General features: G+C 62.5%; 17 protein-coding genes and 3 pseudogenes. 7 read left to right on the top strand and 13 right to left on the bottom strand.

Going from position 1 to position 19,487, the window contains the following annotated elements; translation table 11 throughout:
- Window positions 1-3: 3 nt before the first annotated feature.
- A complete protein-coding gene (locus IF204_RS17275; RefSeq protein WP_194098424.1) occupies window positions 4-228 on the bottom strand; it encodes a DUF2188 domain-containing protein in 225 nt (74 codons plus the stop codon).
- 104 nt (window positions 229-332) lie between these two features.
- On the opposite strand from IF204_RS17275, the gene IF204_RS17270 reads away from it, so the two are divergent.
- Both IF204_RS17270 and IF204_RS17265 read left to right on the top strand, forming a co-directional pair.
- On the top strand, window positions 333-1,403 hold the full coding sequence (locus IF204_RS17270; protein ID WP_194098423.1) for a helix-turn-helix domain-containing protein: 1,071 nt from the start codon (window positions 333-335) through the stop codon (window positions 1,401-1,403).
- Between the two features lie 8 nt (window positions 1,404-1,411).
- Window positions 1,412-1,915, top strand: a complete 504-nt coding sequence (locus tag IF204_RS17265; protein WP_194098422.1) for a PIN domain-containing protein — start codon at window positions 1,412-1,414, stop codon at window positions 1,913-1,915.
- 87 nt (window positions 1,916-2,002) lie between these two features.
- On the opposite strand, the gene IF204_RS17260 is transcribed toward IF204_RS17265, so the two are convergent.
- From IF204_RS17260 to IF204_RS17235, 6 genes and pseudogenes are all read right to left on the bottom strand, one after another.
- The gene (locus IF204_RS17260) at window positions 2,003-3,160 is read right to left on the bottom strand and encodes a HEPN-associated N-terminal domain-containing protein (protein WP_194098421.1); all 1,158 of its coding nucleotides are present in this window, start codon (window positions 3,158-3,160) and stop codon (window positions 2,003-2,005) included.
- A 60-nt stretch (window positions 3,161-3,220) separates the two neighbouring features.
- Window positions 3,221-3,961 carry a peptide arginase family protein gene (locus IF204_RS17255; protein WP_194098420.1) on the bottom strand — a complete coding sequence of 247 codons (741 nt, stop codon included), beginning with the start codon at window positions 3,959-3,961 and terminating at the stop codon, window positions 3,221-3,223.
- 119 nt (window positions 3,962-4,080) lie between these two features.
- Window positions 4,081-4,335: pseudogene (locus tag IF204_RS17250) on the bottom strand (WGR domain-containing protein); the annotation flags it as partial.
- Window positions 4,336-4,419: 84 nt separating this feature from the next.
- Entirely contained in the window at window positions 4,420-5,352 is a 933-nt protein-coding gene (locus IF204_RS17245) for a DUF2493 domain-containing protein (protein ID WP_194098419.1), read from the bottom strand.
- Window positions 5,353-5,715: 363 nt separating this feature from the next.
- A complete protein-coding gene (locus tag IF204_RS17240; protein WP_194098418.1) occupies window positions 5,716-6,747 on the bottom strand; it encodes a DUF7146 domain-containing protein in 1,032 nt (343 codons plus the stop codon).
- 3 nt (window positions 6,748-6,750) lie between these two features.
- Window positions 6,751-11,136, bottom strand: a complete 4,386-nt coding sequence (locus tag IF204_RS17235) for a bifunctional class I SAM-dependent methyltransferase/DEAD/DEAH box helicase (RefSeq protein ID WP_194098417.1) — start codon at window positions 11,134-11,136, stop codon at window positions 6,751-6,753.
- 177 nt (window positions 11,137-11,313) lie between these two features.
- On the opposite strand from IF204_RS17235, the pseudogene IF204_RS17230 reads away from it, so the two are divergent.
- Window positions 11,314-11,610, top strand: a pseudogene (locus IF204_RS17230) (hypothetical protein).
- A 27-nt stretch (window positions 11,611-11,637) separates the two neighbouring features.
- Here IF204_RS17230 and IF204_RS17225 read toward each other — a convergent pair.
- Window positions 11,638-12,990, bottom strand: coding sequence for a hypothetical protein (locus tag IF204_RS17225; RefSeq protein WP_194098416.1), 1,353 nt, complete (start codon window positions 12,988-12,990; stop codon window positions 11,638-11,640).
- A gap of 331 nt (window positions 12,991-13,321) precedes the next feature.
- On the opposite strand from IF204_RS17225, the gene IF204_RS17220 reads away from it, so the two are divergent.
- Window positions 13,322-13,783, top strand: coding sequence for a helix-turn-helix domain-containing protein (locus IF204_RS17220; protein WP_194098415.1), 462 nt, complete (start codon window positions 13,322-13,324; stop codon window positions 13,781-13,783).
- Complete coding sequence (locus tag IF204_RS17215; RefSeq protein WP_194098414.1) at window positions 13,780-14,385, top strand: mobile mystery protein B; 606 nt, start codon at window positions 13,780-13,782, stop codon at window positions 14,383-14,385. Before IF204_RS17220 ends, IF204_RS17215 begins: the two co-directional genes overlap by 4 nt.
- A gap of 3 nt (window positions 14,386-14,388) precedes the next feature.
- Here IF204_RS17215 and IF204_RS17210 read toward each other — a convergent pair whose 3' ends face one another.
- The 4 genes from IF204_RS17210 to IF204_RS17195 form a co-directional block, all read right to left on the bottom strand.
- Window positions 14,389-15,033 carry an antitoxin of toxin-antitoxin stability system gene (locus tag IF204_RS17210; protein WP_194098413.1) on the bottom strand — a complete coding sequence of 215 codons (645 nt, stop codon included), beginning with the start codon at window positions 15,031-15,033 and terminating at the stop codon, window positions 14,389-14,391.
- On the bottom strand, window positions 15,026-15,445 hold the full coding sequence (locus IF204_RS17205; protein ID WP_194098412.1) for a hypothetical protein: 420 nt from the start codon (window positions 15,443-15,445) through the stop codon (window positions 15,026-15,028). The genes IF204_RS17210 and IF204_RS17205 overlap by 8 nt, the downstream gene beginning before the upstream one ends.
- Window positions 15,446-15,520: 75 nt before the next feature.
- Window positions 15,521-15,718 (bottom strand): hypothetical protein, encoded by a 198-nt coding sequence (locus IF204_RS17200; RefSeq protein ID WP_194098411.1) that lies wholly within the window; start codon window positions 15,716-15,718, stop codon window positions 15,521-15,523.
- 1 nt (window position 15,719) lies between these two features.
- Window positions 15,720-16,082: a DUF6915 family protein gene (locus IF204_RS17195; protein WP_407658946.1), complete on the bottom strand. Its 363-nt coding sequence runs from the start codon at window positions 16,080-16,082 to the stop codon at window positions 15,720-15,722.
- Here IF204_RS17195 and IF204_RS17190 point away from each other — a divergent pair.
- Window positions 16,077-17,186, top strand: a complete 1,110-nt coding sequence (locus IF204_RS17190) for a tyrosine-type recombinase/integrase (protein ID WP_068246004.1) — start codon at window positions 16,077-16,079, stop codon at window positions 17,184-17,186. The genes IF204_RS17195 and IF204_RS17190 overlap by 6 nt on opposite strands.
- Entirely contained in the window at window positions 17,183-19,270 is a 2,088-nt protein-coding gene (locus tag IF204_RS17185) for a tyrosine-type recombinase/integrase (protein ID WP_106406201.1), read from the top strand. The genes IF204_RS17190 and IF204_RS17185 overlap by 4 nt, the downstream gene beginning before the upstream one ends.
- A gap of 117 nt (window positions 19,271-19,387) precedes the next feature.
- On the opposite strand, the pseudogene IF204_RS20335 reads toward IF204_RS17185, so the two are convergent.
- A pseudogene (locus IF204_RS20335) lies at window positions 19,388-19,487 on the bottom strand (DUF6915 family protein); the annotation flags it as partial.

Here is a 19,487-nt window from a genome sequence, read left to right as displayed (position 1 = left end):
CACTTAGCCTTCCGGGGGGTAGGGGTCTTTGCCGTAGGTGTTGCGCTCACGGATGCGACCGTTGGTTCCGTGGATGAACATTTCCGAGCCCTGATTGCGGGCGATGTCACGCGCCTGGGTGATCGCGGATTGCTGTGTCGGGTGGATGGCCGTTGCCTTCGCATTGCCGGCGCCTTTCACGGCCCAACCGTCCTTGTGGGGAACAACATGCTGATTCTTCTTGGTCATTTTGATCTCCAAGTGCCTTTTTTTCTTGACGATGCGTCAATCTTGTGTTGATATATACAGCAAGAAATGTCGTTTATCAACCGACGTTCTCAGGGGAGTAGGCCATGTTCGGACAACGGTTGCGACTGGCCCGCAAGAAGGCGGGCTTGTCGATGCAGGGCCTTGCGGACCGCACCTCGCCAAGGATCACCGCACAGGCCATCAGCAAATACGAGGCGGACAAGATGAACCCGTCCTCCTTGGTGCTCGTCGGTCTGAGCAAGGCATTGGGCGTGTCGCTCGATTTCCTGATGGGAGGGCAGGTCGAAGAGCTTGTCGGCGTCGAATTCCGCAAGCATTCCAGCACCTCCGCGAGGGATCGCGCCCATGCGGAAGCCATCGTCATAGAGAGGCTGGAAGACTACCTGGCCATCGAAGATATCCTGGAGATCGCACCGCCGGATGACCCGTTCGGCGATCTGGTTAGGGATGTCGTCGAGAGCTACGAAGAGTTGGACCTGTTGGCACGAGAGCTGCGAAGGCATTGGAAGCTCGGAAACGATCCAATTCCCAGCATGTCGCGGCTGCTCGAGGACAAGGGCATCAAGGTCATCGAAGCCGATTTCGCCGAGCGCTTCGATGGGCTGGCCTGCGAGGTGCGACGCAGCGAGGGTCGAAGCGCCACCGATGTCGTCGTGGTTTCAAGCCGCACCAATGTCGAGCGCAGGCGGTTCAATCTGGCCCATGAACTGGCGCACCGTGTCATTCGGGCGACCGGAAACTCGGCGATCAAGCTCGAGAAGGCGATGAACCGCTTTGCCGGGGCGTTCCTGATACCGACCGATCACCTGATTGAAGAGGCCGGTCCCTCGCGCAGCGGCATGACCTATATGGAGATCATGCGACTGAAGCGGCTCTATGGCGTGTCGGCCGCCGCGATGTTGATGCGCCTCGGACAGGTTGGCATCTTACCCCAGTCAATGATCGACTACGCGTTTCGGACCTACGCACGGCGCTGGCGCACCAGCGAACCGGACGAGATACGGGATGACGAAGGGTTCGGCGCATTCGAACATCCGCAACGGTTTGAGCGTCTGGTTTGGCGAGCGCTCGGTGAGGAATTGATCTCGCCAGTACGCGCCGCTCAGATGCTGCACCTCTCGCTGTCCACCGTTGAAGAGAACATCAGGGGATAGTCCGTCTCGTGGCCCGCGTGATCGTCAACGATGCCAGCTGCTTGATCGATCTTCGGAAGGGTCGGTTGTTGCACGTCCTGTGCACCCTACCCCACGAGTTCATCGTACCGCTTCCCGTGCGCGCGAGCGAGATCCTGGATTTCACACCTCAGGAATGGGCGCTCCTCGACGGAAGCGGCACGGCGACGTATGACCTGCCGCCTGCCCAAGTTGGCCAGGCATTCGACATCAAGAAACGGCACGGGCGTCTGTCGGCGAACGATTGCTTCTGCCTCGTGACGGCACAGGTGCACGCGGAAGCTATTCTGCTCACCGGAGACCGTTTGCTGCGGCGCGTGGCCGTGGACAACGGGATCGCCGCGCATGGCGTTCTATGGGTGATCGACCAACTACTGAGGGACAGCCTTTGCGACCCCAAGTTGCTTGAGACGGCATTGACGCTTTGGCGGGACGACAAGGCTGTCTTCTTGCCAAATCAGCTCATCGATAACCTGCTGCGTCGGGTGCGATAGCGGCGGCATGGCGTTACACCGGATGGTTACGACGCGGATCCAGTGCCGCCAAGAAACCTCCATCTCCTGAGGAGCAGGAAGGACAGGTCAGGGATATTCGACCTCGACAAGCCGCAGCCAAGCACCATCTTCGGACGCATCGGCATCAACGACGTTTTCAGGGCCGGCAAAGAGCACGACATTGGCGGCCGTAGACCCCAAAGCCGAAACGTAGCGGATGCCGTGGGGTTTCCCTGCAGAGTATGACCAGTCTCTGAAGAACTCGGTGACGATCTGGGTCGGGATGTATTCGACATTTACACGATTGTCCTGCTCGACCGGCTCCGCCATCTCGCGAGTCAGTTGGTGCAGAAACGACAGGCCCTGACGAACCCACCGAGGCGCACTCGAAAAGAACCCAGGAATCCGTGGAAGCTCGGCAAGGTCGACCAGGGTGATCGGCATCTCGGTTTGGAAGCGCGCAAGAACAGGCTCGTCTGCTCGGGCCTCGGCGATTGCGGAAGGCGCATCTTCAGCCCCGTAGAACATGGGGATCCCCGGCGGGTTCATTCGGTTTGACTGTAGACAGATGCGGGCGGGTGGCGGGCCAAGGGCGGCAGCCGTAGGTTCGAATGGCGGAACGGTCTGGTTCCGCACGCGATAGTAGGATTGCCCAACAGGCACCGAGCGCACCAATCCCAGTTCTTCGATGAGCTCTGCAAGTTCGACAAGAAACATGCCAGCAGAGCGTTCATCAGGGTGAGACACATCAGTTGCGCCGACAGAGTGAAAAAAGAACCTTCGCTCCGACATCGTGATACGCCGGAAATCGCGCCAGCTAAACGCCATGCTGTCGTCGAATTCGAGGGAAAGCCAGTCGTACTCGCACCAGACATCATCCTCGATCTCGCCGAGCAGATCGTCCATCAGCCGGTCGTGATCCCGAGCTTCGATAGCCAGACCAATCTCGTCGAAAAGCAGCTCTTGTGTATCCCAATGCGACCCCAGGTAACCACCTTCACGGGAATTGTAGGGCAACTGATCGACTGCGGCGCCATAGAATGTTCGCATCCGGCCTTCGATGAACTCCGCGATCTCTTCAAGGGGCAAAACCTTCCGTCGACGCGCGCGGCAATAGTTGCACCTGCCGGGACCCCCATCGTTCCGGATGATGTCCTTGAGATCTTCGTCGCCAAAACACTTTCTGCAGACGTATCTGTCGAAAACGCGGTCTTGTCGGAAGTTGGCGGGGTCGATGCGGCTCATTGCACTAGGGTATCAAAGGGCTGGGGGCTCGATAAACTCTGGCGGGAGATATCTTTCTCGCTATGTGGGTTCGACAACATTCGGAAGCTGGAAAGCCAGATCCAGCCGCGCCAAAATCCGGGCAGCCAGAGTCTCGGTCGCCGTCCAGCCCGGTGTGTAGCTATCCGGCGTCAGGCAAAGTGTCAGGACTCCGATGGTGCCACGATCCATCGCATCCTTGAGGCCTGTGGCGACGGCGTCAATGTAGTCATCGGAGACCATCATGCGAATGTCGGTCTCAAACTGACAGTAGAAGTAGTCCAGGTCGATGTTGACGATACATGGCGCTTCCCGTTCGGCAAGCCAATACGAGAGATTCTCGGGTAGTTCCCATGGCGAACTGTACATTGGATGACCGAAGTTTGGTGAGTCCCCGTCTTCATGGGTTAGGCATCGGAAGGTCGTGAGGCTGTCCCCGAACTCCCGCAGGTAGATGGAGAGATAGTTGTCCCAGCGGATGACAGGGCAATCGAAGTCGTCGCTCCGGTAGGTCTTTCCGAGATAAGCGTCGATCCCAGTCGCCCAACTTGGCAAATGCTTAAGCCACTCGTCCAAACGGCTCTGAAGTGCGTCGGGATGACGGTCAATGTGTATGAGGGAATGGGGTGCGGTGAGATCGAGTTCCTGCAGCCAGCACCAGAGGGCTGCACGATGATTGTCCATCACGTAGACATTACCTGCTCTGCAGAGAAAGTTCTGTTCGACGGACCCTGAATGGTTTCGTCCCTTGAAGGGTACGATCCACTCCCATTCGGTTGTCATTCGTGTTCGTTCCCCATTTCGCAATCCGGGCTAATAGGCAGCTATTCAATTACTGCGATGTTGCGCGTCGTCTGGGTCTTGCGCTCTGTGATAGTCTGATCGATACCATCGGAAAACAACCGATACCCTCGCCGCTTCTTCGTCGCCGACAGCTTCATCAAAGCGTTGACCGCCCTGCCCTCGTCTTCATGCTGTTCGACCAGCATCTGGCCACGGTAACCGATCCGACCCCATTCCCGCACCAGGCATGCGCCGCCAAACAAGTCTGGCTGAACGCTCATTCGATAGAAGCGCCGCATGTTGAGAGACGGGTCGATCCGCTTGAGATCGACTGCCGTCGGAAACACCTCCAATTGCTGCAATTCATCGAACATTTTGCGGTCACCTTGTCTACAGCAACAATACCAAGTGTATGTTCGTGTTTCCACAATGTTCTATCCCGAAAGGAAAGAGGGGGCTCACGCCCCCTTCTCGAACTTCATGACCGGGATGCCCAGCTTCTTGGCTTTATCGGCGAGGTTTTCCTGAATACCGGTCCCGGGGAAGACGAGGACCCCGACCGGGAGCACATCCAGCATCGCATCGTTGCGCTTGAAGGGCGCGGCTTTGGCGTGTTTGGTCCAGTCGGGCTTGAAGGCCACCTGCGTCACGCCCCGGGCTTCGGCCCATTTGGCGGCGATGAGCTCTGCGCCCTTGGGGCTTCCGCCGTGCAGGAGGACCATGTCGGGATACTTGGTCCGGACCTGGTCGAGCTTGCCCCAGATCAGGCGGTGATCGTTGAAATCGGTCCCGCCGGTGAGGGCGACCTTGGGGCCTGCGGGAAGCATTACCTCGGTCTCGGCGCGGCGCTTGGCGGCCAGGAAGTCGCGGCTGTCGATCAGTGCTGCGGTCATGTGCTGGCGGTTCACCATCGAGCCGGTGCGGGGCCGCCAGGTCGATCCCGTGTGATGGACGAACTCGGTGGCGGCGTGATCGCGCATCATGTCCATGCAGTTGCGCCGTTCGACGAGGGTCAGGCCTTCGGCCGTCAGGCGCTCGAGTTCGGTGGATTTCACCTCCGAGCCGTCCTGCTCGCGCTGAAGGCGGCGCTGCACCTGCTCGTTCTCGTCGAGCGACCGCTCGATCCTCGCCGTGGCGCGGTGAAAGAGGTTGACCTGGCCCCAGAGCACCTCTTCGAGGTCGGGTTCCATGCGGGTGTCTTCAAGGCTCGCGACGAGGGCATCGAAGATGTCGGCGACGGCGACCGCAAGGCGCTGCCCATCGGGCATCGGGCGCGGATCGGGCTCATCAAAAGGACGGTAGCCATAGAGCTGCAGCTCATCGAGCGCATGGGCGGTCTGGGATGCAGTGTGGGCGGGTTCATACGCGTCGTCGTGGGTGTGGATCGTCATCGGTTTCTTGCCTCCGGGCATGTCTCATCCGCGCGACAACCCGCGCGGCCTTCATGGGCAGACCCGAGCCGTCGGGGCGGTTGCCCCTTCACCCCGGCTTCACCGGGGCCGGAACAGCGTGGAGGAGGTCGGCAGGGAAGCTATTTGTCTCGCGATGCAAAGGCGGCTTCGCCGCCGGCGGAAATAGGTTCCCTGCCGACCTTGCAGGGGCAACCGCTTTGACGGCCTGCCCATCTCTTGAAGGCCGCTCGGGTGTCGGGTGGATGCGCAAGGCCCGGGATGGGGTGAGGACGACGATCCAGAGCCACGACTGGGATGCAGCCCCCCTGCCCCGCACTCCCAGACCCCCCTGCGCGATGCAGCTCAGCACAACAGGCGATGCTTATCCTCTGGCCCGATCTGACCCGCCAGATGCTGGCGCAGCGCGTCCTTGCCGTTCGCCCGAAGATCATCGTTGAAATCCCCGAGCCGCGGTTCCAGCACCCGCACGGGCACCCCGACCTCGGAGACTCTGGCGCTCAACTTCTCTGCCGCGCGCTGCCCGGCCGGATCGCGGTCGATCGCGATGTAGAGGCGCTGAAGCCCCTCCGGCAGCAGGACCGCCCCGAGGTGACCCGACGAGAGCGCCGCCCAGACGGGAAGGCCGGGGGCCGCCTCGGACAGGGACAGCATGGTCTCGATGCCCTCGCCGATAACGAGGATGTCGTCATACGGGGTCAGCCTGACGGCATTGCCGAGGAGGTGACCCATGGCCCGACGCTTTGGATTCACTGCCGCCTTCCCTTGTCCGTCAGGCGCCAGCCAGGTGCGATGCACGCCCTGCACGGCCCCTGCCCCATCGGTGACCGCCGCGATTATCGCAGGTCTGGGGATGCTCCGGGTCTGCCCCTCTTCCCGGTGCCAGCACTTCGGGTGGAAGCGTAAGGCGCCGTTCGCCCCGAATTGAGTGATGCCTCGGGAACGGAGGTAGGTCTCAGCAAGCGTGCCTGTGATCGGGTTCGAGGCAGCAAACAAGCGCGCCGCCGCCGCAGGAGTGCCACCGGGCGCCTTGGCCTTCCTCGGCTCTTGCCTATCCGGGACGACCGGCTGAGGACGGCCAAGATGCGCTCGGGCCTCGGCGAGAAGGTCGGGGAAGCGCGCGATCCCCGTCCGGGCGCGGATGATGTCCAGGAGATCGCCATGCTCGCCTGTGGCCCCATCCGTAAACTTGCCCGCTGCCCCCGGCCCCAACGCAGGGCCCGTCAACCGCACGAAGAGCGAGCGGCCAGGATTGTTTTGCAGGTCACCCACGATCCAGTAGGATCCTTCCCGCCGTCCGGCGGGAAGGTAGGCACGACAGACGCCTTCGGCATTTTCTGCCAGATCGCGCACGAGGTCTTCGGTCTCGGAATACATGGGTCAACAGCCTCCGCGATCATGTAGACTTGCGACAGGACAACGTGCAAGCAGACGATCCAGTATCGCGACGCCATCGGCGTCGGTCGGGCAAAACAGCCGAAGCTTCCAACTAATAATCTCCGAGAAGAAGCCATCGGCCTTGAGCCGATCCTTGGCTGCCTCCGAGAAGCCCGACAGTTCGATCCGGTTCGCGCCCATGACGCGCGAGCGGTACAATTCCATCCCTTCGGACAGGCGCACGACAGTTTTTCCCTCCAGAACGAGGGCATGGACCTGCGCCGCCGAGAGCTTTGGCGCATCGGCGGCCAGCGTGGTCGCGACCCAGGCAGGCGAGACGCGGCGGCCGATGATGCGCTGCCCGTCATCGGTCTGCAGCCGGTAAACGCGGGTTTCATCCTGGGGAAGCTGCTTCCAGATCGGCAGCAGTAGACCTGCCACGATGTGCAGCGTGGACTCCGAGAACTCCGGCACCTCAGCCAGTTCCGCGGTCCACGTGGCAGCGAAGGCTGCGCGGTCGGCTTCCAGCCAACGCGTATCTTCCATGATTTTCGCCGGGACCGTGCTGGCATCAAGCGGCCGGATCAGGCGCAGGCGGGGCTCGATAGTGCCGTCATCCAGCATCAGGCTGGTGGCGGGCACCTGCACGGCAGCCCGGCCCGAACGGCTGTTGACCAGCAGGCGTGCTTTCGGGTCATCCAGCCAGTCGAGTGCATCCGCGAGGGAAGACGGCGTGTTGCGGCGCCTTTCCGCGATGGTGAGAAGCTGGGTTTCTGCGCCAGAGCCGGGATGGGTGTAGATGACCTGTGCGTCGGTCACCCGAAAGCTCTCGGCACGGAGTGTCTCGAGCCCGAGGTCGTAGACCCCGGCGGCGATGGCACCCTCGATCCGCTGGTCGAGGAGTTCTTCGAAGGCAGAGAAGAGCACAGCCTGCATGTCGATCGTCAGCGCCAGCAGGCGATTGAGGAAGGTCGTGATCGGCGGCAGGTCGTCCTTCAGCCCGTTGTCATCGGTGAGCTCAAGGCCAGTGGCATCCTCGAAGGCCCCGAGCGAACATCCCGCCAGATCGCCGCGATAGATGCGGCGGTAAAGCTGGCGCAGTGCGTCGCGGGCGTAGGGAGACTCGAGGTTATCCTCGGGGCGGAACAGCCCCTGCCCACCGGTCTGACGCTGGCCGCGCGTGATGGCCCCGAGCGTGTCGAGACGCCGCGCGATGGTCGACAGGAAGCGCTTCTCCGCCTTCACATCGGTGGCGACCGGCCGGAAGAGCGGCGGCTGCGCCTGGTTGGTGCGGTTGGTCCGCCCGAGGCCCTGGATCGCGGCATCTGCCTTCCAGCCGGGCTCCAGGAGGTAGTGGACGCGCAGGCGCTGGTTCTTCACCCCAAGATCGGCATGATAGCTGCGCCCGGTGCCGCCGGCATCCGAGAAGATCAGGATACGCTTTTCGTCATCCATGAAGGCCTGGGTTTCTACGAGGTTCGCGGCTCCGGCGCGGTTCTCCACCACGAGCCGTGCCGAATGCCCTTCGCCCTTGCGCACGATGCGCCGCGAGCGGCCCGTGACTTCGGCCACGAGATCGGTGCCGAAACGCTGGACAATCTGGTCGAGCGCCCCGGGGACGGGCGGCAGCGAGGCCAGTTTCTCGATCAGCGCATCGCGCCGCCGGACGGCCTCGCGGCATTCGACCGGTTGGCTGTCCCGTGTCACGGGCCGAGACGAGAGGTTGCCCTCGCTGTCGGTGAAAGGCTCGTAGAGCTGCACCGGGAAGGAATGGGCGAGGTAGTCCAGAACGTATTCCCGGGGTGTGATGTCACAACGGATATCCTTCCATTCGTCGGTTGGGATCTCCGACAGGCGGCGTTCCATCAGCGCCTCACCCGTCGAGACGATCTGGATGACCGCCGCATGACCCGCAGCCAGATCGGCATCGATGGATGCGATCAGCGTGGGGGTCTTCATCGAAGTGAGCAAATGGCCGAAGAAGCGCTGCTTGGCGGACTCGAAAGCCGAGCGCGCAGCGGATTTCGCCTGACGGTTCAGCGTGCCCGACCCGCTCGGCCCGTCGGCCGCGCCGGAGATGTTCGCCGCCTCCAACGCAGCGGTCAGGTTGTTGTGAATGATGGCGAAGGCCCCGGCATAGGCATCGTAGATGTCGCGCTGCTCGAGGCTGAGCGCGTGTTCCAGCATCTCGTATTGGACACCGTCGTAAGAGAGCGATCGCGCCGTATAGAGGCCGAGCGCCCGGAGGTCGCGGGCCAGAACCTCCATCGCCGCTACACCGCCAGCCTCGATGGCTTCCACGAATTCCGACCGGGTCTGGAAGGGGAAATCCTCCCCGCCCCAGAGACCGAGACGCTGCGCATAAGCGAGGTTGTGGACGGTCGTTGCGCCCGTGGCCGAGACATAGACCACGCGGGCATTCGGAAGTTTGTGCTGCAGGCGCAGGCCCGCCCTGCCCTGCTGCGAGGCCGTGACATCGCCGCGCTCGCCCTTGCTTCCTGCGGCATTCGCCATGGCATGGCTTTCGTCGAACAGGATCACCCCGTCGAAGTCGGCCCCCAGCCAGTCGACGATCTGATCGACGCGGGACTTTTTTGCGCCCCGCTCCTCGGAGCGCAGCGTGGCATAGGTGGTGAACAGAATGCCCTCGCTCAGCGGGATGTCGCGGCCTTGTGCAAAACGCGACAGCGGCGTGACCAGCAGCCGCTCCTGGCCAAGGGCAGACCAGTCGCGCTGAGCGTCCTCGAGAAGCTTGTCGCTCTTCGAGATCCAGAGCGCTTTGCGCCGACCCTGGGCCCAGTTGTCGAGCACAATCCCGGCCGACTGGCGGCCCTTGCCCGCCCCGGTGCCGTCGCCAAGGAAGAAGCCGCGGCGGAAACGGACGGCGTCAGCGGCATCGTCCGGCGCGGCCGAGACCATGTCGCCGGTCTCATCGACGGTCCAAGACCCCGCGAGATAAGCGCCATGCGCCTCGCCCGCGTAGATCACGGTCTCAAGCTGCGCGTCGGACAGAAGGCCATCGCGCAGGATGGCGTCTGGAAGCTTGGGCCGGTAGCTGGGTTTTGGGGGCGCGACCGAAGCCATGGCCGCAGATTGCACAAGCTTGGTCGGGTGCGGTTCCGCTCCGGGAATTTCGATCGCCTGCAGCCGGAAGGTCTCGTAGATCGCATCCGAAAGACATGCGGCATCTTCTTCCTCGGCGGCGTCGCGAAGTGCGTAGTCCAGTTCCTCGACCTCGATCGGCGCTTCAGGTTTCGCCGGTTGAACCGCAGAGGTCGCGCGCGATCGGCTGACGGGTTTGCGTGTGGTGGGGCCACTCTTCCCTCTTCCCGGGAAGAGGGAAGAGTGGCCCAGACCCGCATTTGCGACCTGTTCCAGTTCGAGGCGCGGCGGAACCTCTGCGGTGATCCGGGACATCAGATGTGCCACGTCCGGAGACGTGGGTTGTCGCAGGTCAGCGGTGGTGCCGCCCGGCTCGACGACACGGCATTTATCGAAGACAGAAATCCGCGTCTCGAAACTGGTGCCATGTTTGGCGAAAGCCGCGCCCGAGACCGCGCCGGTGAAGACGAGATGCGCCGTCTCGGTCAGACGGCCGAAGGTGTCGGCCCAGGTAGGCTCATCCGGTGCGAATCCGGCTCCGGTGATGGCCACGAGCCGTCCCCCAGGCGCCAGCCGCGCAATCGCCGAGCGCAAGTGCCGCGCTGTCGACTCGGTCGTCCGGCCATCGACATTGGCCACGGCCGAGAAGGGCGGGTTCATCAGGACGACGCTCGGGCGGACGCCAGCGTCCAGATGGTCGTCGATCTGCGCAGCGTCGAAGGTGGTGACGGGGAGCCTAGGAAAAAGGTGGCGCAGAAGATCGGCGCGCGTGTCGGCCAGTTCGTTCAGCGCGAGACTTCCGCCCGCGAGCTCGGCGAGGATCGCGAGAAGCCCGGTCCCGGCGGAAGGCTCGAGGACGATGTCACGCGGGGTGATCTGCGCTGCCGCCAAGGCCGCGAGCCCCATGGGCAGCGGCGTCGAGAATTGCTGGAACCGCTCCATCTCTTCCGACCGCCGGGTGTGCGTGGGCAAGAGGCCTGCCACCTTGGCGAGGATCGGCAACAGCCCCTCAGGCGAGCCGGCACGCGCAAGCAGCGCCCGACCGAACTTTCGCAGAAAGAGGATCAGCGCCACCTCGCCCGCCTCATAGGCGAGCTTCCAGTCCCAGGCGCCATCGGCGTCAGAGCCGCCAAAGGCGCGCTCCATCTCAAGCCGCAGACGCAGCGCGTCGATCTGGAAGCCCTGCGCCAAATCGGGCTGCAGCGCTTCGGCCACCGCGAGGATCGCGGGAGCGGGAGCGGTGGAGGAAACAGGAAGGGGAGGTGCAACAGGGGCCAGGTAGGTCATCGGGAAACTCCGGAATGAGGGACAGGGACAGCCCCGGACACCCTCTCTCGGGCACCCTCAGGCCTGATCTTTCCCAGCCACTCTCTTCCTCTCGAACCGACGCACCCCAGACGCTCGGCTTGATTTTGTTCCTTTTATGTTCTATCTTCAAAACCAAGCTAGAAATGGGGTTTCACCATGGAAATCACCACGCACGCCCTGCCCGTAACGCCCAAGCAGATCGCCTATGCGCGGTCGCTCGCCTTGCGAAACCGGACGCTCCTTCCTCATGAGGTTCAGCAAGACCGGCGATCTTTGAGTGCTTGGATCGAGGCTCAGGCCCAGCTGAAGCCGGTATCGGACATGGACCGGCTGCCCACGTCCAAGCAGGTGGCCTTCGCTTAGAAACTCGCCCGGATCAAACGGCGCGCCGGTCCAGACGAATGCATCCGCGACAAGGGGCTGATGTCGAAGTGGATCGACGGGAACAAGTGATCCCGGATCAGCGGGGCCGCGTTCCCTTCAGAAGTCGATCCAGATGGTCTCGGTGCGCTTGCCGGCCGTGCCATCCTTCCGAAACCGTGGCCCTTCAACGATGAAGAAGGATCGGTTCTCGGTGATGTTCATGCTCGTCCGAGAGACTCGAATGCGCGTGATCTGGCCCTTGTGTGATTGAATCAGGACATCACCCAAAGCGATACCCAGAATGGAGCAGCACAAATCCGCTCGTTCGGCCTCGATCTCTTCTCCCCAACGCTCCATCTCGTCGGACAAGCGCTCCCATGCCCTGCGCGCATTCAGCATCGGACGCTCTCCCCCGAACCAGATGCGATCCGCGATGGCGATCTGGTCGTCCGGGATATCCCGCTCCAAGGCATAGGTGCTGCGCTCCAACATCTCATGCACACGTTCGGCCTCGATAAGGGCCCGTAGACGGGGCCAATGCTGTTTGATCCGCACGCGGCCAATCGGTGGCGGGATCTCCACTTCCTCCGATGGCATCAAGTCGATCGGCATAATGTCCCGCAAGGCGACCTTCTCGGTCTTGAAGGTCTCGGTATCAGCGCCGCGGTAATGCGGTGCGGTCATGGTGCAATCCACCCAGAGTTCAGTTGCCGACACGCAGAGCTGACTGAGGGCTGTCATGTAGGTTTCCGAAGAATAGACATGATGCGCAGACCAGGCATGATCGAGCGTGACGAGCGGCATGACGACATGCGCAAGCTTCTGATCCCGCACCAACGTCGCCAGCTGGGCTATCCGCTCCTGCAGATGTGCTGTCAGTCGGATCAGGATGGACGGTTCCCTCCGGTCCTCATCGAAGCTGCGGTCAGCGCGAGGCAGCACAAGAACCTGTGGCTTTGCCACCGGAAGGATCTTGTCAACGAGACCCGCAAGACTTTGCCTGACGCCATGGCTCAACGCGACATCGACATCGCCATTCTTCACCCAGACGAGGTAGCGGTTCTGGATGAGGAGCAGCAGCTGTGTGGCGATGTCAGGAGGTATGTCCCTGATCTGGTTGGACACGACCTTTGTGGTCCCAAGGTCGCCTCCCTTCGCCACGAACTCCAGAAGCGCCTGATCGACGAACTTACGCTGAATTGGCGACAGACTGACGGCGCCCGGACGCGGACGCGGTCGCGCGAGGGCTTTGCGGCGCTCCTCGATTTCCTCGCGAAATGCGCGAAGCGAAGGACGCCGTGGCGCTTGGCCTGCCTCAACGCGCGCCCAATATCCCCGGGGCGGTTTCGGCACTTGAAGGCGCGCACAGAGCTTGGCAACGGCAACGTCCGAGATGCCCATTTCACGCGCGACCTCCACGGTCGGCTTCTCCCAAGTGAGCGCAAAAAGCTCCTCGCGCGATATGTCCATTCTCAGTATCCGGCAACCACAGACTGTTGTTATCAATAGAGCTTTTCAAGTTCACACACCATGACTGCGCCCTACCCACCGCAGGGCGCCGCACAAAGCGGATGACGACGTGTACGGGGACCCGTGAGAGTGCTGTTCAGGGCGAACAGTGCCGGGGACGTGATCATGGCAAACCTTGTGCCACATCCCAGCTTGGCACAACCATTGTGCTTGCCAATCGGTGATAGGGCAGAATAAGACTTACTGCACATCTCTGATGTTGCCAAACTAGGATACCTGCCATACTATAGAATTGCGTATTATGCACGAATGCAAACTCTCAGGTAGGCAAATGTCCGTCACTCGCGCGAAGCAACGTCAGGCCCAAGACCGCGTCAACCAAGCTGCCAGCCTGGCGAAGTCGCTTGCAAAGCCTGTCGGCGGCTGGATCGCCGCGTTCCAGGAGGCGATCGGGATGAACGCGCCCGCCCTCGCGGAACGCCTCGGTGTCTCGCGCAACACGATTTACGCATCGATCAAGAACGAGCAGGCGGGAACGATCTCGCTGAACCAGCTCGAGAAGATTGCCGAGGCCATGGGTGGACGTCTCGTCTATGCCATCGTCCCGCGCGAGGGCCCGGTCGAGGAGATCGTCCTGGCCCAAGCGCGCGCGAAAGCCCGGCGCATCATCAAACGCACGCGCGCACACATGGCACTGGAAGAGCAGAGCGAGGGGCTGCGGAGCGAGGCCGAGATGGTGGAGGAACTAGCAGCCGACATCATGCGCGAAGGCCGTCGGGACTTCTGGCAATGACGCTGGAGCTTCATGAACCCGCTGGGGCGACACCCCTTACGCCGGACGAGTTGCTTGGCCTCAAGGCCAAGCACATCGCGACCCGCGGCGAGTTGAACGAACTCGAAGGCGAGAACATCATCGCCGGTCTGACCTGGCTCGACCGACGCCCCAAGTCGTTCGAACTCCTGACCGATGCTGCCGTCCGCGAGATCCACAGGCGCCTCTTCGGCGAGGTCTGGGATTGGGCGGGCGTCTACCGCCTGACCGAGAAGAACATCGGCGTGCCGGTTTGGCACATCTCGACCGAGTTGCGCACCTGCCTTGATGACGCCCGGTACTGGCGCGACCACAAGAGCTTTGACCCGCTGGAAGCCACGGCACGCCTGCATCACCGTCTGGTCTGGATCCATCCCTTCGCCAACGGCAACGGACGTTGGGCGCGGATCATGGCAGACGCCTACTTGGCAAAGTTCGAACCAGACATCTTCCTCGACTGGTCCGGCGACGGCACGCTGAATGCCGACAGTGACCACCGCACGGCCTATATCGCAGCCTTGCGGGCGGCTGATCAGCACGACTTTGACCCCTTGGTAGCGCTCGTCAAATCGATCGCCCGATAGACCTCACCCGAACCGCCGCCCGGCTTCCGTGAACGTATACTCGTTCACGATGATCCCCTCCTCGATGGACTCGTCCGAGGTGAGGTGGTCGTATTCCGCCTCAAGCTGTTGGTAGAGCCAGCGGGCCAGATCGCGCAGCGCCTCGGTCACGATCTCCTCCGCGTCCTCGGTCGGCGGCTGCCAGGTCGGGCTGTCGCGCGTGACGTCCACCGACATGGTGTGTTCGTGGTAGTAGCGCCCGCGATGGCTGACCGCTGCCGCGAGCTGGTAGAAGTTCCGCCGCTGAATGGTCTGCAACCGATCCGCGATGCCATGCAGCGTCGCGTCCGTCGGGGCATAGTCCCGGATGCGCGCGGCAGCGCCCTTCGCGTGGGACCAGTAACCCTCGAAGCAAGCGCCGTCGCCTTGGCTCCAAAAGCCGGAGAACCAGATGCAGGGCTTGGCGCGCGTCCCGCCGCCCATCAGGCGGACGGGTGTGGTCTTCAGACGGATGCCGAGGATTTCGCAGACCCGCTCGAAATCGTCATAGACCGCGTCCCACCAATCGTCGTGGGGGCCTAGCTCGCGATACCAGCTGCGCGCCTTTTCCTTGGCCGCATCGGAGAGTTCGGGGAACTGGTAGACGGTAGTGCAGATGACCTCAGGCATCGACGTCCTCCCCGTTCAGCGCGGCGGCCAGCCATTCCTGGCTGCTGGTCCAATCGACGGATTTGCGCGCGCCGAGATCGATAACATGCGCGCCGCCACCAAAGGCGTCGAGGCGGGGCCGGGAGCAGGTCAGGGCGTACTGGAAGCCCCAGAGGCCGGTAAGGTCGAGATCTTCGGCAAGGCGCAGCACGAAGCGGATGACGGCTTCGACATCGCCGTGGTCGTCGTCATGGATCCAGAGCGTGCCACCCTCGGGCGCGTCCTGGCGAACGAGATCGAAGCCCGCGACCTCCGGGTCGTCGGCGTCCTGATCCGCGTCGCGGAGTTCCTGAAACAGCGCGAGCGCGCGGACGGCCTTGTCGGGGGTGCCGACGTCGATCAGGCATGAGAAATGGGTGAAGTAATCCGCCATGGGGACCTCCTGAATGGGAAAGACCCAGCCGAGTGGCCGGGTGCTGTGTCGGGGTGAAACGGTGGTTGACGGCGATCAGCCGGATGGCTGGTCGTCCGCCGCCTGTCGCGCTGCATGCGCGCGGAGCATCTGCCGGTAGAAGCGCCTGCGCGCCGTCCGGAAGCCTCGAACCGCGCGCGTGTCGGGGTGGAGCGCCCGAACCGCTGCGCGCAGGACGGCATAGGACGAGGCCGTCGCGGGCAGGCCGAGGCGCTGATAGGCCGGATCGGTCATCTCAGGTGACCTCGACCACGGGCGAGGCGAGATGCGGGTCGACCAACGACTCGATCCGCGTGGTCCGGCCCATCCAGGGCTCGGGCCGGATGGCCTTCACCCAGTCTGCAAAGCTCGGGATGAAGCCAAGGTCTTCCTTAATATGCTGCTCGCCGACCCACCGGGTCGGGATGATGCGTCCGGTCGAGAGCGTGAGGGTCTGGCCGAAGATAGTCTCGGCCATGAAGATGCCCTCGGCATGGTGGCGCAGCGCCCGGTGCCGAAAGTCGGCTGTGATCTCCTTGCTCTGGTCGATTATCTGGACACTTGCGATTTCACCTCCAAGGCTGAAGTTTTCACCTTTTTCCGAGGACCGATTATGCAAGTCACCAGAACTCCAGAGGGGACTGTCCCTCGCTATTTTGTCCGCGACGATGCGGGTAATTCCGTCGAACCGATTCACGATTTCCTCCGTTATCTTGACGCTAGGGGCTCATCCCCGAACACCATTCGCTCCTACGCCTACGACCTGCGGCGCGTGTGGGAGTTCTTTGAAGCCCGAGGGCTCGAGTGGCAGGGCTTCAACATTTCGAACGCCGTCGATCTGATCGCTTACCTGCATGACCGGATCGATATGCGCCCCGGCCGGGGCGCAACCTCGGCTGGCCCGGATCGGCTGTCACCGGCAACGGTCAATCGAGCGCTGGCGGCAATGTCGTCTTTCTGCGACTGGGCGATCATCGCAGGGACGCTGACCCCGCCGAACCCGATGCGGGTCAGCAAGAGTATCAACAAGCCTGCGGTCACTGATCGGCACAGACCGTTCTTTGAAGGCATTTCCCGTCGCTCAGCGAGTGTGCGCGTGATCCGTGTCCGCAGCGTTCACCGCCTGCCTCGCCCGTTGAGCGACGACCAAATCGAACGTCTACTCGCCGAGCTGACCAACCTACGCGATCGCGCCCTTGTGCTGCTGATGCTGCACGGTGGGCTGAGGCCAGGCGAAGCGCTCAGTCTGCATCTCGAGGATATCGCCTATGGGCGGCGGCGCGTGACCGTTCGATGTCGCGCTGACCACCCGAAAGGGGCACGCGGAAAGTCGCGCGTCGAGCGTGTCGTCGACCTCCATGACGGGCAGGCCCTGGATACCATCAGCGCCTATGTCATGCGTGACCGTCCCCGCGAGACAGAGACACCGTTCATCTTTCTCGTCGGAGGAAACGGCACGAGGCGGTCTGAGCCCTTGTCCTATGCCGCGTTGGCAAAAGCCTTCGCGCGAGCGGCGGAACGCGCCGGGGTCAAATCGCCCGGCGTCACACCGCATGCGATGCGACATACCCACGCCACCCGCATGTGGGAAGCCGGCATGCGAGAGCTGACCCTGCAGCGCCGGCTCGGGCATGCGTCGCCGGAATCGACACGCATCTACACACGCGTGTCCGACGCCACAGTGCTCGCCGAGTACAGCCGTGCCATGGGACTGAAGCCATGATAGACCCCTTCCCGAAAGCCCTGATGACGTTTCCGACCGACATCGCGCCGTCGCATAGCGAGGAGGAGGAATACCGCGCATTCCTCGCGGGCCTCGACATGACCCGCAATATGAAGAACCGGTATATCGCTCAACGTCGAGAGTTCGTCGCCGCTTTTCCCGATCTCGCTCTTTGGTGCGAACAACCGCTTGAGGTTCGGCTGGGCCGACTTCACGGAACGTCCGCCTTCACACCTGAACACCCCGCCTCGTTCTGGGCGCGGCAATATCTCTACTACCTCGCCTTCACGGACCGCCTGCGCCTCGACTATGGGTTCCTCCTGTCGATTTCGCCCATGTATGCCGCCCAACTCGCAAATCACCTGGGCATCGATCTGGGCATTCCGGATCTCCGCAAGCGCCAGAAAGCGATGGGGTATCACCAGACGACGCCACAGGGGTCGACCATCTGGGTGGTTTCCCGCATCGCGCTTCATGCCGGCATACGTTCGCCTGAACTTATCACCTCCGATGACCTTGACCTGTTGAACGATGCAATTTCTGCATATGCGGCGTCTTCCCTGATGAAGCGCTTCCATGGCTACGACCCGCAGAAGGCCAAGGCGACCGCCCATTTCTGGCACCGCTATGTCCGACAGACACAGCTTGTACTGCACCACCTCGGCAACGGCATCGCGCGACCGCGAATGACCGCCGACAAGCGCAGGCCTTATGTCTATCCGAGGCCGGATATGGGTGTTTTCATCGAGCGCTGGCTGGAGATCAAGCGCACCAGCCTTTCCAGGGTGACGGTCGACCACTGCGCCGTGTCGCTCCGCCGCTTTGTCGACTTCCTGGTTCGCCACGATCCAAAGATCGAGAAGTTCGCAAATGTCACGTCCGAGGTAATGACCGCCTTCCTGATCGATCTTAGGAGCCAAGTCGGCGCCAGAACCAAGCGTCGATTGTCGATTACCGCCCAAAGATCCCGTGCACTTCATGTCGCGCAATTCCTCAGCGAGGGGGCGGCCTGGGAATGGCCGGATTTCCCGACGCGACCAGTTCTGAACACCCGCGATCTTCCCCGCCTTCCGCAGCGCTTGCCTCGGTATATCCCGGCCGAACAGCTTGGCCCGCTCATGGAAGAGGTCCGCAAGCTTCCATGCGATTTCCAGCGCGCCGCGATTCTGATCGCGCGATGGTCCGGCGCCCGTCGGACAGAGATCGCAAGGTTGCCCGTCGACTGTCTGGACGCCTATCCGGACGGAACGCCACGGCTGCGCATTCCGGCGGGAAAGACCTACAGGGAACGGCTCGTGCCGCTTCACCCTGAGGCTGCTGAAGCTCTTCGCAAGGTCATCGACCTGCGCGCACAGTCGGACGAACGCCCGGTCCCGGATGCCAGAACCGGCCAATACGTCAAGTTGCTCTTCTACCGCCGCGGTGTCGCGATCTCGCCCGACTACCTGTTCAATTATCCACTCAAAGACATCTCTCACCGACTCGGTCTGGTCGATGGAAAAGGGCAGAATCTCATCTCGGCACATCGCTTCCGCCATACGGTCGGCACGGAACTCGCCGAAGGCGGTGCGCGGATGCAGACGATCATGGACGTGCTGGGGCATCAAAGCCCGCACATGTCGATGGTCTATATCCGAGTCAGCGATGAAGCCGTGCTCGCGGACTATCAGGCCGTGTTGAAACCTGATGCGCCGATCGCCGGACCCGCGGCCGAGATCATCCGCAATCAGCGCCTGCCGCAAAGCACGGTCGATTGGCTGAAGTGCAACTTCCTGAAGACCGAGCTCGAACTCGGCCATTGTCTCCGACTGCCGGAAGAAGGTCCCTGCGAATGCGACCTCTATCTGAACTGCGCCAAATTCGTCACCACCCGATCTTATGCGCCGAGGCTGCGAGCGCGCCATCGCCTCGAACTCAATCTGACGGAAGACGCGCGTTGCCGCGGTTGGACACGAGAAATCGAACGGCATTCAGGAATAGCTTCCCGCATCGAACAGCTTCTCGTCGAACTGGGCGAGCCAGTCACAGACGCGGCACAAGAGGTCGGGCAGACGGTCGAAGCGGCACGGAAAATGTCGCGGTAGCCCACAGGTACCTCCCCGCCGCCCGCTCCGCTGCGCGCGTATCCGCGCTACGCGGGCGGCGGGGGCCCTCCTATGGACAACCACGACAAACCCCGGTCGGGAGAACAAAAACAGCTTGATTGTCCGGATAACATCGAACCATGTATGCACCGCGATGAAATCATCGACCGTGCCGCCCCATTTCCTCACCGAGGAGAGCGCGTGGTGATAGGGATGT

Source organism: Marivivens aquimaris (genome assembly GCF_015220045.1).
Lineage (GTDB): Bacteria > Pseudomonadota > Alphaproteobacteria > Rhodobacterales > Rhodobacteraceae > Marivivens > Marivivens aquimaris.
This window is presented reverse-complemented; position numbering and strand designations above follow the sequence as displayed.